The sequence below is a fragment of the Exiguobacterium sp. UBA1053 genome (genome assembly GCF_002316465.1).
Lineage (GTDB): Bacteria > Bacillota > Bacilli > Exiguobacteriales > Exiguobacteriaceae > Exiguobacterium_A > Exiguobacterium_A abrahamii.
On record NZ_DCDO01000013.1, the window covers coordinates 966,814 to 983,539 of the forward strand.

Annotated in this window: 15 protein-coding genes; 1 reads left to right on the plus strand and 14 read right to left on the minus strand. The window is 32.6% G+C overall.

Going from position 1 to position 16,726, the window contains the following annotated elements:
* Positions 1-235: 235 nt before the first annotated feature.
* From B3G15_RS12565 to B3G15_RS12630, 14 genes are all read right to left on the minus strand, one after another.
* Positions 236-1,426, minus strand: a complete 1,191-nt coding sequence (locus tag B3G15_RS12565) for a hypothetical protein (protein WP_290721531.1) — start codon at positions 1,424-1,426, stop codon at positions 236-238.
* Complete coding sequence (locus B3G15_RS12570) at positions 1,427-2,776, minus strand: oligosaccharide flippase family protein (protein ID WP_290721534.1); 1,350 nt, start codon at positions 2,774-2,776, stop codon at positions 1,427-1,429.
* Positions 2,773-4,230 carry an O-antigen polysaccharide polymerase Wzy gene (gene wzy / locus B3G15_RS12575; protein ID WP_290721536.1) on the minus strand — a complete coding sequence of 486 codons (1,458 nt, stop codon included), beginning with the start codon at positions 4,228-4,230 and terminating at the stop codon, positions 2,773-2,775. The genes B3G15_RS12570 and wzy overlap by 4 nt, the downstream gene beginning before the upstream one ends.
* 8 nt (positions 4,231-4,238) lie before the next feature.
* On the minus strand, positions 4,239-5,231 hold the full coding sequence (locus tag B3G15_RS12580; protein WP_290721538.1) for a glycosyltransferase: 993 nt from the start codon (positions 5,229-5,231) through the stop codon (positions 4,239-4,241).
* A gap of 1 nt (position 5,232) precedes the next feature.
* The gene (gene wecB / locus B3G15_RS12585; protein ID WP_290721541.1) at positions 5,233-6,360 is read right to left on the minus strand and encodes a non-hydrolyzing UDP-N-acetylglucosamine 2-epimerase; all 1,128 of its coding nucleotides are present in this window, start codon (positions 6,358-6,360) and stop codon (positions 5,233-5,235) included.
* Position 6,361: 1 nt separating this feature from the next.
* Positions 6,362-7,237: an SDR family oxidoreductase gene (locus tag B3G15_RS12590; protein WP_290721543.1), complete on the minus strand. Its 876-nt coding sequence runs from the start codon at positions 7,235-7,237 to the stop codon at positions 6,362-6,364.
* Positions 7,234-8,268: a polysaccharide biosynthesis protein gene (locus B3G15_RS12595; protein WP_290721546.1), complete on the minus strand. Its 1,035-nt coding sequence runs from the start codon at positions 8,266-8,268 to the stop codon at positions 7,234-7,236. Before B3G15_RS12595 ends, B3G15_RS12590 begins: the two co-directional genes overlap by 4 nt.
* A complete protein-coding gene (locus tag B3G15_RS12600) occupies positions 8,261-9,481 on the minus strand; it encodes a glycosyltransferase family 4 protein (RefSeq protein WP_290721549.1) in 1,221 nt (406 codons plus the stop codon). Before B3G15_RS12600 ends, B3G15_RS12595 begins: the two co-directional genes overlap by 8 nt.
* On the minus strand, positions 9,482-10,366 hold the full coding sequence (locus B3G15_RS12605) for an NAD-dependent epimerase/dehydratase family protein (protein ID WP_290721552.1): 885 nt from the start codon (positions 10,364-10,366) through the stop codon (positions 9,482-9,484).
* Positions 10,363-11,001 carry a sugar transferase gene (locus B3G15_RS12610; RefSeq protein ID WP_290721555.1) on the minus strand — a complete coding sequence of 213 codons (639 nt, stop codon included), beginning with the start codon at positions 10,999-11,001 and terminating at the stop codon, positions 10,363-10,365. Before B3G15_RS12610 ends, B3G15_RS12605 begins: the two co-directional genes overlap by 4 nt.
* 19 nt (positions 11,002-11,020) lie before the next feature.
* Positions 11,021-12,871 carry a nucleoside-diphosphate sugar epimerase/dehydratase gene (locus tag B3G15_RS12615; protein WP_290721557.1) on the minus strand — a complete coding sequence of 617 codons (1,851 nt, stop codon included), beginning with the start codon at positions 12,869-12,871 and terminating at the stop codon, positions 11,021-11,023.
* A gap of 305 nt (positions 12,872-13,176) precedes the next feature.
* Positions 13,177-13,941, minus strand: coding sequence for a tyrosine-protein phosphatase (locus tag B3G15_RS12620; RefSeq protein WP_290721559.1), 765 nt, complete (start codon positions 13,939-13,941; stop codon positions 13,177-13,179).
* Between the two features lie 11 nt (positions 13,942-13,952).
* A complete protein-coding gene (locus B3G15_RS12625) occupies positions 13,953-14,648 on the minus strand; it encodes a CpsD/CapB family tyrosine-protein kinase (RefSeq protein WP_174316649.1) in 696 nt (231 codons plus the stop codon).
* Positions 14,641-15,372, minus strand: a complete 732-nt coding sequence (locus tag B3G15_RS12630; RefSeq protein WP_214807917.1) for a YveK family protein — start codon at positions 15,370-15,372, stop codon at positions 14,641-14,643. The genes B3G15_RS12625 and B3G15_RS12630 overlap by 8 nt, the downstream gene beginning before the upstream one ends.
* Positions 15,373-15,568: 196 nt before the next feature.
* Here B3G15_RS12630 and B3G15_RS12635 point away from each other — a divergent pair, with 196 nt between their 5' ends.
* Positions 15,569-16,720, plus strand: a complete 1,152-nt coding sequence (locus tag B3G15_RS12635; RefSeq protein WP_290721567.1) for a hypothetical protein — start codon at positions 15,569-15,571, stop codon at positions 16,718-16,720.
* The last annotated feature ends 6 nt before the right edge of the window (positions 16,721-16,726 follow it).

The following is a 16,726-nucleotide window of genomic DNA, read 5'->3' on the forward strand; positions in this document are numbered from 1 at the left end:
AGGTAATACATATAACAAACCCTCGTTTCAATTATGAAATGAGGGTTTGCCTACAGTCTATTTATTAGAGCTCCCGATAAGTTGTTATTTTGAACTCCTTTGATATAGTATAATGAATATAAATCGTAACAAATCCTTCCTAAGCAAACAATAATAAGTAACTTTTTTCCTAAGATAATTACTTTAGACTAAAGAAGCGTTTTCAGACTACCATTAAATTTTTTATAACGAAAATTTATTTAGCTATTTTATCAATAATTATCTCAGAAATATAATTAGGATTTGCATCATTGAATAGAATATTAATTTTATTATTAACATCACTATTACTAATTACTTTAAGCTCTAAAAAATGTATTATTTTTTCTATATTTTCATTTATATCACCTTTTGATTCATCAATTATTAAAGAGTATGGATATTTTTTTAATATATTAATATTTCTATCGTTTTTATTTTTATAAAAGTAAATTATTTTCTTCTTAAACGATATGTATTCGAAAATTTTACTAGGCGTTTGCGAATTCGTTAAATTACCGACTCCAATCAAAACATCAGCTCTTTGCATTTTTTCTCTTGCAATATTTGAATTTACACTTCCATAATCAATTATATTCGAATTTAAAGCACTCCACTTTTTTATCACTTTTTTACAATCTCCGAAATAATACAAATGAACAAATAAGTTATTTTTTTTATTAATTACCTTATCCATAATATCCAAAAAGTAATTTGGGTTTCTTATTTTTTTATAAAAGCTACCTGTATAAACAAGATTAATATCATCAGTATCGTTTTTTTGATTATCTATAAAGTATTCTTTTTTTTCAAATAATGGATGCTCTATAAATACAAACTTTTTTTTATATTTACTATAATTTTTATTAAAGTATTCTTTTAAATGATGAATAAAAATTATGTATTGAGAATTTTCAAGTAATCCTTTTTCTAATTTCATAAGACTTTTAGATTTTATCTTTTTAATTACATCATTATAATGCAGATTACTATTATTTGAATAAGGATCAAACATGAACGGAACTATATTAACTTTTTTATTTTTTTCTTTTAAATTCATCGCAGCCAAAGCCGTTTCGAAAGGCATAATAGCTGGAAATATAGTATCTATATTATCTATTTTTTCCATTTCGGACAAATAGCCATCTACTAAATTATCTAATAAAGAATAGCGATTAAACATCCTTTTCATTTTTCGACTGATTTTATTTTCAATATCCTTATTACGAAATCTAATAATGGTGTGATTTTCATGTTTTTCATTTAAAAGTTGCTCTGTACTTGTTTGAGGACAAATAACAATTATATTAAATGATTCTTCTAACTGAAGTATCACTCTTTCAATACAATTGCTTACTGCCGAATGATCTGGAAAATAGCTCCCTGTCAAAAAAACTATAGTCTTCAATTAAAGTTTCCTTTCATAATCAAATTTTTTTATTAACAAAAATGCTATTACTGAATATAAACTAAATACATAAAATGTATTGGTACGATAAACAACAATTAGAAAAACTATATGGCTTATAAGTTCTATATATTCTCTAAAATAATTTATTTTAAAAACTATTTTATTCGAAAAATAATTTCTTAAATATAGTATAATATACATCACAATCGAAGTGTACAAGAGAGAATGAAAATATACTACAGTAATTATAGTAAAAACAATTGATATTAATAGTAATACTAAATTTAAACTAAAAATTTTTTTCTCGTATTGTAAAATTTTTACCATAGGATAAAAAATAATACTAAATTTAATTTGCAAGACTATACTTAAAAAAATAAAAGGCATAAATAATAATATTTCTACATACTTATCTAAAAAATTTTCAACAGTAAATGTTATGAGTACATAAATATTACAGATGATTATTGATAATATCACTATCCAGTTTGTAATATAACTTGCCTTTCTCATAACTTGATCTTCTTTTAACCTACTAAGATAAGGAAAAACAACAACGGAAATAGCATTGATAAATAATAATAAAATATTTGTTATTGAAATTCCTAAAGAATACATTGAGTAATTTTTTAAAGTCATAAAGCGTTCAATTACAAATAAACTAAATCCAAATAGCAACATACTAATTAAATTTGAAACTAAAATATAGAGTCCTCTAGAGATATTTTCCTTTATTTCTAAAAATACAGTTTTACGATCAATATATGTACTGTTAGTATTAAAAAGCTTTTTAAATTCTAAATACATTAAAAATATTTGTAATAGCCTTGACAACATATCTATTATTATAATTAAAAATAAATAATTAAAACCAAAGTATACAAACATTGATAATGTAATTAACATTATCAATTTATCAATTACAGAATAAAAACTATATTTTTTTATCTGGTTTGTGCTCTGTAACAAAAACAAAAAAATCCCATTTAATACTACAAGAGGTATATTTAAGGATATAAAGATAAATAGTAATTTTTTATCATCGGAAGGATATATTAAACAAAATATAAGTAATATTACTGTGAATAGTATTATAAAGCTCATAAAATACTTTATAGATTTTCCTACTAAACTAACGGGAAGTTTACTCAAGTTAAACTTCCCATATCTTACTAACAATCCATCATTAAATCCAAATGAGAATACCGTTATATACCCAACATACAACAAATAAATTTGCCATAAAGCAAAATCCTCTATAGTTAGGTATTTTGGAAGTACTAAGGATTTAATTAGTCCCAATGTTAATCCAAAAACTTGTGAAATAATTAATAGAAGTAAATTCATAATTCCCTCTCATTTTTTCTACCTAGTTTGCTAATGAACCATCCCAAAACTAAAGGAGTTATAGCATAAAGAATCATGTTTCTTAAAAAGCTAACTGTATCGCTTCTCACATAAATTAAGAGCAAAGAAGAAGCATAAACATAAATGTAAAATATAATTACGTCTTTATTTTCAGAACTACTTTTTATTTTATAAGTAATATGAGAAACTATAGTGCCGAAAAATATTGCTAAAATTATTGAATATTTACCGAAATTATAATAGGCTTCAGCAACAAAAGATGATCCGACACCTCCATAAATTGTTAAAAAATCTTGAAAAGCTAAATCTGTATTAGAAGAAGTTGCGGGATGCACATCCCAAAATAGGTTAGGGAAAATCATTAACACATTGTTCATATATGACATTCCATACAAATATTCTACATTTATTCCAACATTGTTAATGACCGTTGCGATAACTAAAAATGTGTAACCTGATTCTTCTAATGATGTAAAAATAGGATTTTGATCTATTAAATTATTAAAAATACTAATAAACATCTCTTGACTCAAACCTGTTTTAAAAAGAATGTTTCTAAGTTCAGATATTAATGGTAACAGAACAGACATTACGATAAGCAATATAGTTAAATATACATAGCCTTTTTTACTTATTTTACTGTACCAATAGTGCTTTATCATAATGAAAGCTGAAATTATTAAAATTGCATTTATACGAGATCCGCTTAAGAAGTACAGTCCCAAATATATAATCACTATAAAACTAATTAATTTGATATACTTTGTATTTTTAAATACAATAAGCATTAAAAAAAGGTTTGGTATAAAAAAACTACTTATGAACCTTTTAATATTTGCAAACCCTCCTAAAGAGTACTCTACTGAATTGAATATTTCTCCATATCCTTGAGTAAAAGTAATATAAATATTTCTAAATAAAATATCAAAAGAAGGTATGAACGTAATTACAAAGATAATTGTTGAAGCAATCTTTAAAGCCTCTAGCATCTTGTTAGAGATTTGCTTTTTTTCCTTAAAAACTTTTTTTCCTTTTTTGTTTAGATAGTAATATACAATTAAGACAGAGAAATGCATTATAAGTAAAAATTTCATGAGAAACATTAAACTTATTTTAATTGCTGAAAATGGAACTAAACCAGAAGTAATATTTCTATTGTTATTAAAATTAAAGTCAATGGCGTATAGGAAAAAATCTCCTAAGAAAAACATAAAGATAAATATCAAAAAAAAGCTGTAAAAATTTATTATATCTTTTTCAATAATAGTCCAAGTTACAAAAATGAATAACCATAAAACAATACTTATTTTTGATAATGTTAACAAATCATTAAACTCATACATTAGGAACATAAAAAAGATGACAGTTGCTCCTAATATTAAAAAATGCTTTAACGAATTACTTACTTTTAAATTGTGTGCATTATTAATCATTTACTTCCCTACTCTTTAATCAATAATTTTTTTAGATCTAAAAAGGATTCGAAACTATTCTTTTTATCATATGAGTTTAATATCTCTTCAAATAATTCATCACTTCGATAGATAATTGGAGTATTTGTTACTTGTGCTTCCAGCAGTGGCAAACCTAATGTCTCAAGTTTAGAAGAAAATATTAGCTGATGTGTTAAATAATATTCCATCACTTCATTTTGAGTTATTGTTCCAATTAAGCTAATGGGTAAATTATGAGACTTTATTTCTTTTTTTATTTTCATTGAAATTTTATTTTCATCGCCTTTGAATGTAAATTTAATATTTATGTTTTTTTTCTGTTCCTCATTTAATTGCTTACAAGCTTCTAATATAACCTTATGATTTTTATAGGAAAATGGTGCTGCAGGATATATATAATATTTAATATTAGATTCTTTATAATTTAAAAAATTATTTATTTTTGGAGCATTAAAATTATTCTCTTGATTTTCTATTTTGATTTTTTTGCTTTCTATATTGAATCGCTCTAAAATTTTTCTTTTTAACCATTCTGTTTGAACAACAATTTCATCAGCTTTTTTTATTGAACTAAATATTTTCCTACCGATCACTTTTTGATAAATCCATAATTTAGTATCATTAATAAAGGAAAAATTAAAATCTGCAAAAGGTATGGCATTGTGCAAATAAATTGTTTGTTTAACGTCTAAATTACTTTTGACTATCATATTATGATAGCTTATGATTTTATCTGGCTTCACTTTTTTGATTATTTTATGAGCTATAAAATAATCAAAAAATAATCTATGAAACCAACTTTTCTTTATCCAGGTTAAATGAATTTGTTTTATATTTTTTTCGTTTTTTAAATAGTTCCCACTCAATACAAATACATATTCATTTTCTAAATCATTAATTGCTTCATTATAAACCCTGTTTAGTATGCTTAATGCACCTAATTTTTCTGCAGGAACATTAAAAATTATAATTTTCCCCATATTATTTTCCCCATATAACTTTATTTACAATTGAAGTGTAACTTTGAATTACTTTAATTACTTTATTTGATACGTTTTGATCTTGATAGTCAATAACTGAAGCTGCTGCTTCTTTATTATTATGCATAGATAAACAAAGCTCGACCGATTGAACCACGTCTTTTTCTTTAATACCGCCTAATATTATTCCTGCTTTATCAAGCGCTTCAGGTCTTTCTGTTGATGTTCGAATTGACACAGCTGGGAAATTTAAGATAGATGCTTCTTCTGGAATTGTTCCGCTGTCTGATAAAACACAAAGTGCATTGAGCTGCAAGTTGTTATAATCAAAAAATCCGAACGGCTCTAGGTTTTGTACTAAAGGATGAAACTTAAATTGACGTGCTTCAATTGTTTTCTTTGCTCGTGGATGTGTAGAATAAATGACTGGAACTTGATACTTCTCAGCGATCGTATTGATTGCACCCATGAGCGATAAGAAGTTATCTTCATTATCAATGTTTTCTTCACGGTGTGCTGATACTAAAATGTATTTATTTTTTTCTAAGTTTAACTTTTGTACTACGTTACTTTTTTCAATCGATTCTTTATAAATATGTAACACTTCTGCCATTGGAGATCCCGTTACATAGATATGTTCTTTTCGATATCCTTCGCTGATGAGATATCTTCTAGCGTGTTCTGTATAAGGTAAGTTTACATCGGCGATATGATCAACAATTTTACGGTTAATTTCTTCTGGTAAGTTTTGATCGAAGCATCGATTTCCTGCTTCCATGTGGAAAATCGGGATTTTAAGTCGCTTGGCTGAAATCGCAGATAATGCAGAGTTTGTATCGCCTAAGATTAATAAAGCCTCTGGTTTTTCTTTAAGAAACAGTTCATACGATTTGCTAATGATATTCCCCATTGTTTCCCCTAAGTTTTCACCGACTGCTTCTAGAAAATGATCTGGCTGTCTTAAATTGAAGTCTTCAAAAAACACTTGATTCAAAGAATAGTCATAATTTTGACCAGTATGGACAAATACATGATCAAAGTACTGATCAAACTTTTTAATCGTCTCACTTAAACGAATAATTTCAGGGCGTGTTCCTACGATCGTCATTACTTTAAGCTTTTTTGTCATGTTATTCTCCCACTTCCATCTCGACTCGGTATGGATATAATTCTTGATGTGTCATAACCCAATCGTACATTTCTTGTATCATCGTTTCATAAGAAGGTACTACGAACGAAAAATCTCTTCTTGTATTATAGAGAGCCTTCAAGCTTTTCACTTCATCATTTTTATGAATCTCTAATTCATTCTGTTTAAAATATTGATTAAATAATATTAAAAGGTCATGTTTACTTATCAAGTCATTGTTTACAAGATGATATAGTCCTGTCAAATTTTCTTGTAGTGCTTGGTCAATTGCTTTAGCTAAAGTAAGAGTTGTAACTCCTGTCCACATGACAGAACTATATCCTCCTACAGGCTTCTCCTGTTTCATAAACCAGTTAAACAACCCAATTCCATCTTCACTAATATCCGGACCAATGATTGAGTTACGGAATGTTAAATCCTTGTCGTTTATGATTTCTCCAAGTGCTTTTGATCGATCATAAAAAGTAGGTCCATTTGGTAATTGATTTTCAGTGAACAATACATTTTCAGAACCTGAATAAACACAATCCGTACTCATGTGAATGATTTTAGTTTTAATATTTGAAGTAATATCTGAAAGAAAATGAGGCAGGTAACCATTTAATAAAACAGCATTACTTTTATGATTTTCAGCATCACTATTTAGAATTCCGATACAGTTCACGACTGCATCATACTGATTCGATAAAACTTCTTGTTGAAGTTTATTGAAGTCCGTTACATCTCCAATTACATTATCGTCTAGGAAGTCAGCGCCTTTTCTAGAAAAACCGACAACAGTATGACCGACTTCTTTTAAATACAAAGAAATCATATGGCCGGCCATACCCGTAGCACCTAATACTAAAATTTTCAATTTACAGATGCCTCTCTTTTAACGAGTTCTAGTTGTTCACGTACATAACTCACTGTTAGAAGCAATTCTTTAATTTCATCAATATTTAATTGTCTTGTATTGTGTGAATTATATTCCGTTTCTGTCGATAATTCTTGGCTTCCCTCTACGAAATACTTATCATAGTTTAAATCACGCGTATCCGCCGGTACACGGTAGAATCCTTCAAGATCATGTGATACAAGATGTTCTTCACGTGTTAATAATGTTTCGTATAATTTTTCACCATGTCTTGTACCTGTAATTTTAATTTCATTGTCTGCATCGAACAATTCAATCAACGCAGCAGCTAAATTACGAATCGTTGCGGCTGGTGCTTTTTGAACCATGATATCTCCAGCGACTGCATTATTGAATGCAAAGATGACTAGTTCAACTGCATCTTCAAGACTCATTAAGAAACGTGTCATATCGGGATTCGTAATCGTTAATGGCTTTCCGCTCTTGATTTGCTCGATGAATAACGGGATAACTGATCCTCTTGACGCCATGACATTTCCATAACGTGTTCCGCAAATCATTGTTTCTTCAGGTGATACTTTCAAGGACTTAGCCACGAAAACTTTCTCCATCATCGCCTTAGAAATTCCCATCGCATTGATTGGGTATGCAGCCTTATCTGTTGATAGACAGATAACTTTTTTCACTTTTAATTCTACAGCAGCATCGAGGACATTTTCTGTCCCGAGTACGTTTGTTTTAACTGCTTCTAATGGGAAAAATTCACATGACGGAACTTGTTTTAATGCTGCCGCATGGAAAACAAAATCTACACCGTACATTGCATTTTTGATACTTGAGATATCACGTACATCACCTAAGTAGAATTTTAACTTTTCATCATTATACTTTTTACGCATATCATCTTGTTTTTTCTCGTCACGCGAGAAAATACGAATTTCCTTAATATCTGTATGGAGGAATCGCTCCATGACCGCATTTCCAAATGATCCTGTTCCTCCGGTAATCAACAAAACTTTATCTTTAAACATATTCATTCTCCTTCACTCTTTTATATGTTGTCTGTAAAATCGTATCCAACTTTTCGAAAAAATCTTCTTTAGAAAAATTTTGCTCATAATATTTTTTAGCATTTTGACCAAACATTTCGTACTTTATTGACTCGTCTTTGAATCGAAGAATCACTTTTGCGAGTTCTTCATAATTTTCAGCATCTACACAGTATCCACAGTTTGCTTCTTCTATTACTGATTTAGTTTCACCATCGATCATTCCTAATATAGGTTTTCCAGCTGCTAAATAAGACTGGACTTTATTAGGTAACGTATACGAAACTACTTCGTTCTTTTTCATTGATACTAAAAAAGCATCTGCTTTATCATAAAACTCTCTCATCTTTTCGATTGGATGACGTCCATGAAAAACTACGTTCTTTAGCCCATATTGTTGAGCTAGTTCTAAACAACTTGCATGAGCTGTTCCATCACCGACGATATGGAAGACGATATTTTCTTCATTTTTTAAAATATTTGCTGCTTTTATAATGTCGTCTACCCCTTGAATTTCTCCTACATTTCCTGCAAAAACTAAATTCAACTTTTCACTCTGTTCTATATTAGACTGAACCTCTCCAAATAAATCTTCAGCATAAACAGGTAAGTAAGTAATTTCATTTTTTAATGATAATTCTTTTCTTAGATACTTTTCGAATGATTTAGAACTAATTAACAATTCATCTGCTTGTGCATAAATGAATCGACTGATATGTTTTACAATTTTATAGAGTAATCCTTTATCATTTACACCAACGGTCGTTAGACTAGCAGGCCATAAGTCGTGACAATAAATAACTAATGGTTTTTTATATAGATACTTTAATACGATTCCGGGAACAATCATTGATACCGGTGAAACTTGATAAACTAAAATAATCTTATAATCATTTTTAGGTATTTTTGTGACAGCAGGAACAATTGATGCAATTGCAAACGATGCATAATTTAATGCTAATCCACTTAACTTTTTTCCTCTTTCAACTAAAAATGAACGAATTACTTTTACATCATTATAGATTTGAATTCGATTTTTTTTGTTTTTATATTCTTTTGGAACAGATCCTGATGGATAGTTAGGTAATCCAGTTAATACAGTGACTTTATTTCCGCGCTTTTGATATTCTGTTGCTATATCATTTACTCGAAATCCTTCTGGCCAAAAGTATTGTGTAATCAACAACAAATTCATTTAAAACACCTGATCCATTTCTTTAAAAATTTTATCTGCTGGATAGATCTTATCTTCGATTAATTTCAAGGTGTTCTCATGAACAAATTGATTTTGAAGCGTTCGTTTATTTATTTTGTTCATCAAGGTAACGATTATCCTAGGAATAACGATAGTAACTTTTTTGGTACCATATGTTTGCTTTAAAAATCGATACGTCAATGGTAATTTATCTGCAACGTTATAAATTTCATTAGTTACCTTTTTCTTTTGTAATTCATGATTAATTACTTTTAAAATTGTTTTCATTGAGCACATCGACAACTTAGCTTTCCCATTGCCAACAATATAATTTACGTTGCGAATCCGAATTCTTCGATCGATGTTTAATAAAAATGTGTCACTGTATACGGGTGCTAATCTTAACGATGTGTAGTGAAATTTGGCGTTCTGATTTAAATACTGTTCAGATTCAAATTTTGTTTTTGCATAGGGTGATTCTGGAAAACATTCATCTGATTCTAAATAAATGGTTTTGTTGATTTGTTCACCGTACACTGAAATACTACTGATATATACAAATGATTTAAGGTGTTTTAATGAATTTGCTGCATTCGTTAGATTTTTTGTTGGAATGAAGTTATTTTTCGTAAAGGCACTCTCGCTTAAATCATTTCCTTTATTATGTGCTAAAGCCGCACAGTGAATGATATATTCTATATCAGAATGATCGTTTAAAAGTTGATTAACTTGACTTTCATTACTTAAATCACAGGTGATTGTTTTAAATGGTGATTCAACTACAGTATTTCTTGTAGTTCCTAAAATTGAATACTTACCTTTTAAGGAATGTGCTATTTCACGACCCACATTTCCAGTAATTCCAGTAATGAGTACTTTTTTCACTTGTTCAAAATCTCCTTTGTGGCGGCAACTTCTTCCTTTGAATCATTTATATGAACACCTTCTTTTACACCATCACTTTTAAGAACTGCAAAAATAGTAGCAATAAAACACTTTACATCCATTGTAAGACTCATTTTTTCGACGTATTCCCCATCTAACCTTGCTTTGACATCAATCGGAAGTTCATCCCGTCCATTTATTTGCGCCCATCCGGTAAGACCTGGATACGTGTCGTTCGCACCGTACTTATCTCGTTCGTCAATTAAATCATACTGATTCCATAAAGCAGGTCGTGGACCAATGAAGCTCATCTCACCTTTTAAAATATTTAACAACTGGGGAAGCTCATCCAAACTAGTCTTACGCAAAACTTTTCCTACACGTGTTATATACACATCTGGATCAGCTAAAAGATGTGTAGGCGTGTCGTTTGGTGTCTCAATATACATTGTTCTAAACTTAAAAATATTGAAATGTTGTTTATTTAGACCAACTCTTTTTTGTTTGAATAAAACGGGTCCGCGTGACTCAAATTTGATAGCAAGGGTAATACATGCAAGCAATGGAATTAAAATGATAAAAGCAATACATGCAAGTATGAATCCTAACGGTCTTTTGATCATTTTATAGTTCATGCTCTGCCCTCCTTATGTTTTAAACTAAATTTTCTTCTCTCACTTCAATATCATTTGCAATATCAAGTAGTATATTTCTTAAATGAATTGGAGAATTTTTATGACGATCTACTAAATGTAGAATATTCATGATTGGTTCTTTTTGTTTCGTTCTTCCTACAAATATTTTAGGATAAATTGCTTCAGGATCTACTTCTCCTTCTTTTAACAACTCCTCATACATCTTTTCACCTGGTCTAATTCCGGAAAATGCAATCGGCATTTCATCTTCTGTAAACCCACTTAATTCAATCATATTTTTTGCTAAATCAATGATTTTGACAGGTTCACCCATATCGAGCACAAAAACTTCTCCACCGTCTGCTAAAATTCCTGCTTGGATGACTAAGCGGCTTGCTTCCGGAATCGTCATAAAGAAACGTGTCATATCAGGATGTGTCACCGTAACCGGACCGCCCGCTAAAATTTGCGATTTAAATAGTGGAATGACTGATCCACGACTTCCCAATACATTTCCAAATCGAACTACAGCAAACTTAGTGTTGCTTCGTTGTCCTAAGTCTTGCACAATCATCTCTGCGATTCGTTTGGTTGATCCCATGACATTAGTAGGATTAACTGCTTTATCAGTCGATATCATGACGAATCGTTCGGCTTCAAAAATATCGGCTACTTCTGCGACATTTTTAGTTCCATAAACATTATTTTTAACAGACTCGAACGGATTTGCTTCCATTAAAGGTACATGCTTGTGTGCTGCCGCATGAAATACAACATGAGGTTTATGTAGTGCAAAAACGTGCTCCAACCGCGTACGATCTTGAACATCCGCAATGATTGGTACTAAATTAATCGGAAGTTGTAAGCCCCTCAGTTCTCGCTCAATTAAATAGATACTATTTTCTCCATGACCTAATAACAATAAAGTTGTTGGATTGAATTGAATAATTTGACGACAAATTTCAGACCCGATTGACCCTCCTGCTCCTGTCACTAAAACCGTTCGACCTTCAATTTCCGACTTTATACCCGAAATATCTAATTCAACTGGTTCACGACCCAATAAGTCTTCGATCGAAACATCACGAATCGCATTAACAGAAATCTTTCCCGTTACTAACTCTTCGATCATTGGTAGTGTCTGAACATCTTTACACAATGATTTTGCTTCAGTAATCAATTCAATTCGCTTTTGTTGATTTAAAGAAGGAATCGCCAACACTATAGCCTCTATGTTGTGTTTATCAATGATTGACTTTAAATCATTCGTTGTACCAACTACTTCAATCCCCTGAATTCTAAAGTGCATATTCTTAGGATCATCATCTACAAAAGCAATAGGCTTCAGCTCGTGAAAAGGTGACAAATATAACTGACGGACAAGCGCTCTTCCCGCTCTTCCTGCCCCGATTACCAATGTCCGTTTCCTTACTTTAACTAAACGACGCGGCAAGGCATATTTACGCCAATGTTGGCTAATTCCGAGCAACCGTAGTGCTAATCGAATTGCACCTAGTAAAAGTAACGAGATACAAAAACTTAAAATGGTGATCCGCTCAAACACCTGTCCAAAAAACATTTTTTGATAAAGTATTAGTCCAATCGAACTAGCACCTAAAGATAAAGAAAGAATCAATGCTTCTTGAATACTGGCATATTTCCAATTAACTCGGTATAACTTCATAAAAAATGCAATCGTCACAAACAATAAAGAAAAGAGTACAGCTGACTGAACTAGGACATGACTATCAATAAGATTGAATAGCTCTCTTGGATACAAGAAAAAGTATGTAAATGCAATTGCTATACAAAGAGCTACCGCATCAATACATGCTAATGTCAGCGTTCGATAATAGTAGTAAAATTTCATTAATTACACTTCCTTTCTCTTCAAGATTGAAGTTTTATTTATCATATTTTTTAGAATTCATTAATCATGTTTTGATTGAGTCTATTTCAAACCCCTTTCAATTACTCAAATTAAGTAATCACACTAATGAGCATTCATTTTCTTACTACCAATTTATAAATATAATTCCATACTTTATGTAAATTAAGATACCATACAACTTATTGCATTTTCTATAAAGTTTTCCATAATTTCATAATGTAAGCGTTAACATAGAAAAAAGAGAGTGTGATTTCACTCTCTTTCCCTTACCTTAACAAAAAATGTTATACCCATTGTCCTTTCCAATTCTTTTCAATTGGGTTTGGAGGGTTAATCGTAATTAGCTGATTCAACAAAACTGCTTCATTATTTTCATAAATTTCATCAATCAGCCAGTCTTCTAATTTTTTTTCAAGCACTCGTTCACATTGTTTCCAGTAAAAAGGGCGTTTCTCGATATGGTGTGCATCACTAGCGATGAGATGTGCTTGTGCATTTTCTAACAGAGCTAGCGCAAAGCGTTGCACATCCTTACCGTACTTTCCAACTAAACTAGCACATGTGACTTGACTGATCGCACCATTCGAAATCAATTCAAATAATAGGGACGGATTTTGAATAATTGCCTTGTTCTTTTCTGGATGCGCAACAATCGGAATGTAGCCATCTGAAATTAATTCAGCGAATACTTGGCGTGCGTATGATGGAATCCCACTCGACGGAAACTCAATCAAGATGTAGCGCGACTCATTCAACGTTAACGCTTGCCCAGCTTCTATAGCTTCCATCAACTCACCAATCAAACGAATCTCATGTCCTGGATAGACAGTGATTGGAATATCACGTTGCTTTAGTAGCACGTTGAACTCATTCACTGTCAACTGCACGTCGACGTCTTCTGTCTCGAATTGCGGATGATAGAGATGTGGTGTCGCGATGATCCGTGATACCCCCTCGGCAGCAGCTTGTTCTGCTAACTGTAACGCGTGCTCGACACTAGATGGACCGTCATCGACGAGCGGCAAGATATGACAATGAATATCAACCATGTGAATGTCCCTCACTCATAAGAATAGTAGTATTGATATGCTGAATCATCTGTCAGTTCACGACGGTTCAAGACGACGCCAAGGATTTTTGCTTCAGCGAGATCGAGTTGTTCTTTTGCTTTTAAGACACGTTGACGATCGGACGTCGTACAGCCGACGACGAGTACGACACCATCCGTGAGCTTAGATGTAATCCGACTATCTGCCACTTGTAGCAATGGTGGTGCATCAAAGATAATCACATCAAAGTCTGCTCGTAGTTGTGATACAAGGTGCTCCATCGCACGTGACGATAATAACTCTGCTGGGTTCGGTGGAATCGGACCTGCTGTCAAAATGGATAAGTTATCGACCTTTGTCGGTAAAATGGCTTTTTCTTTTTCTGCCTGACGTGTCAGAAGACTTGATAGACCTAAACCATTTGCAACTTTGAACGTATAATGTACTGTTGGACGGCGCATATCCGTATCTATGATTAAGACTTTTTTTCCTTGTTGCGCATAAGCAACTGCAAGATTGGACGAAGTCGTTGACTTCCCTTCCCCTTGCGTAGCAGATGTAACAAGAATCGCTTGAATTTCGCGATCGACAGCCATGAATTCAATATTCGTTCGAATCGTCCGATATTGTTCAGCTACGGGCGATTTCGGTTGTGTCACTGTAATCAGCTTCCGTGCGTCTTTATTCATTTTACTTTTCTTAGCCATATTGTTTGACCGCCTCTCGTTTGGCTGCTTTTGATGAAGATTTGAATACTTTACTATCGATATCTGGAATGCTACCTAAAACTGGTAGGTCAAGGATTTGTTGGACTTGTTCTTCTGTACGGATGCGGCGATCGAGTACTTCACGCAAGAATGCGAGACCGACACCTAATAAGAAACCTACTACTGCAGCAATCGCTGTATTTAAGATGATGTTCGGACTGACCGGTGATGTTGGAATACCCGAAACCGATAATACTTTGACGTTATCGACATTCATCAACTTCGGAATATCTTCACTAAATACGTTCGCGACAGAGTTCGCAATGTCTGAAGCGAGTGCTGCATCTTTACTTTGAACGGACACGTTAATGACCTGAGAGTTCTGTTCACTTTCGACCGTGATCATATTATTAAGTGCAGATACACTTGACGGAGCATTCGATACTTCTTTTTGAACCTTTTCTAAGATGGCTGGACTTTTAATGATGACACGATATGTATTAACGAGCGTAACCGATGACTGGACTTGTTGCGCATCAATGATGTTGTTCTCTTGTTTTTTCGGTGTAACGAGGATTTGCGTTCCTGCTTGATAGGTCGGCTTAATTAAAAAACTACTGACAGCAAACGAAATCAAGGCTGCTACAATCGTTAGCGCTAGAATCCGCCAAAACGATTTACGTAAAATTGAAAATAATTCCTGCAAGCTAATCGTTTCATTCATGGTTTAATTATTCTCCTTTATTTGTCTAATTCAACGTTTTCTAACACAACTAAAAGTTAGTATAACAAATTTTTGGGAAATGGTTGATGTTTTTTTAGGAAATGTCATACGTTTTTTGAAAAACATTGCGTATAATAAAATATGAATTGTTCCAATTTTACATTCATTCCTGCAATCAGACATAGGAGGATTTTTTATGCACCGCTCGCTTCAGGCCTTACAATTTTATACTTCTCACTCTGCGGAGGATATTTCTCGGCTGCATGAACGGATTCGTTCAAGTCTTGCTTCGACGGAATCTCTGACCGATACGATGATTCGCATCACAGGTCAACCACCACTTATTCCCTATGAGGAAGACACGGTGACTGCGGCGGAATGGGAAGCATTTCTCAGTGGAAAACATCATCCCGTTCTCGCTGATTTTTACGGCACGCTCGTTGCCCGTCCGCTACTAGATGAAGATGGTCCACTTCCAGATGAAGAGGAAGAAGTACTTCCGACACTCTCACGAAGCCATCGGGAGCCCGAATCAAAACGTCGTAAAAAAGAGAAGGATATTCCACATGCTGGTGCTAAAAAAACAGTTCCTTGGGGCTGGATCGCCCTGTTGATTCTTTGTTTCTTACTTGGAGCCGGTGGAACATACGTCTATTCGACGTACTTTGCTCATTCGGAAGATACGACACCAAAAGCAACAGTCGAAAAACCGGTCACCGTCGAGAAAACAAAGGAAAAGAAACCAAAAGCAACGAACGAGACGGCAGTTGTTGACGATGTCTTATATGTAAAGACCCGCTCAAGTAATATCTATCAAGAAGAATCGATGACGACGTTACTCTACGAAGCTGACTTTGGAGACGGATACCGCATTGTTGAGAAGAAAGACGGTATCACAGAAGTGGAACTATCCGATGACTTAACAGGATTTATCAAAACATCTGATACAACCAAACGTTTGGAAGGTAAACCACTCGCTGACGAAACACTCCTAACTTGGGTGAACGATCAACTCGATACAAGCTTCGTCACAGGTACACTCATTGACCTTATCGGTAAAACAAGTACAGAGTTGAATAGTCTTTATGGACCAGCTGATCGGACATTCGAAGACGAATTACACGATTATGTATTTTATGGTGATCATTTCTTCGTTTTAAAAGATGACCGCGTCATTGCGATCGATTGGACGAACACGGATATCACGAACGCGCAACTCGCTTCGCTTGCTCCGCTTCAACTCGAAACGGAAACAACGGGACTCATCACGAGTAACTCATATCGACTGCAACGCTTTGAAAAAGAAGGTACGGTTAGTCGCATACGTTTAGCTGAACAATCGTTCTAAACGAAA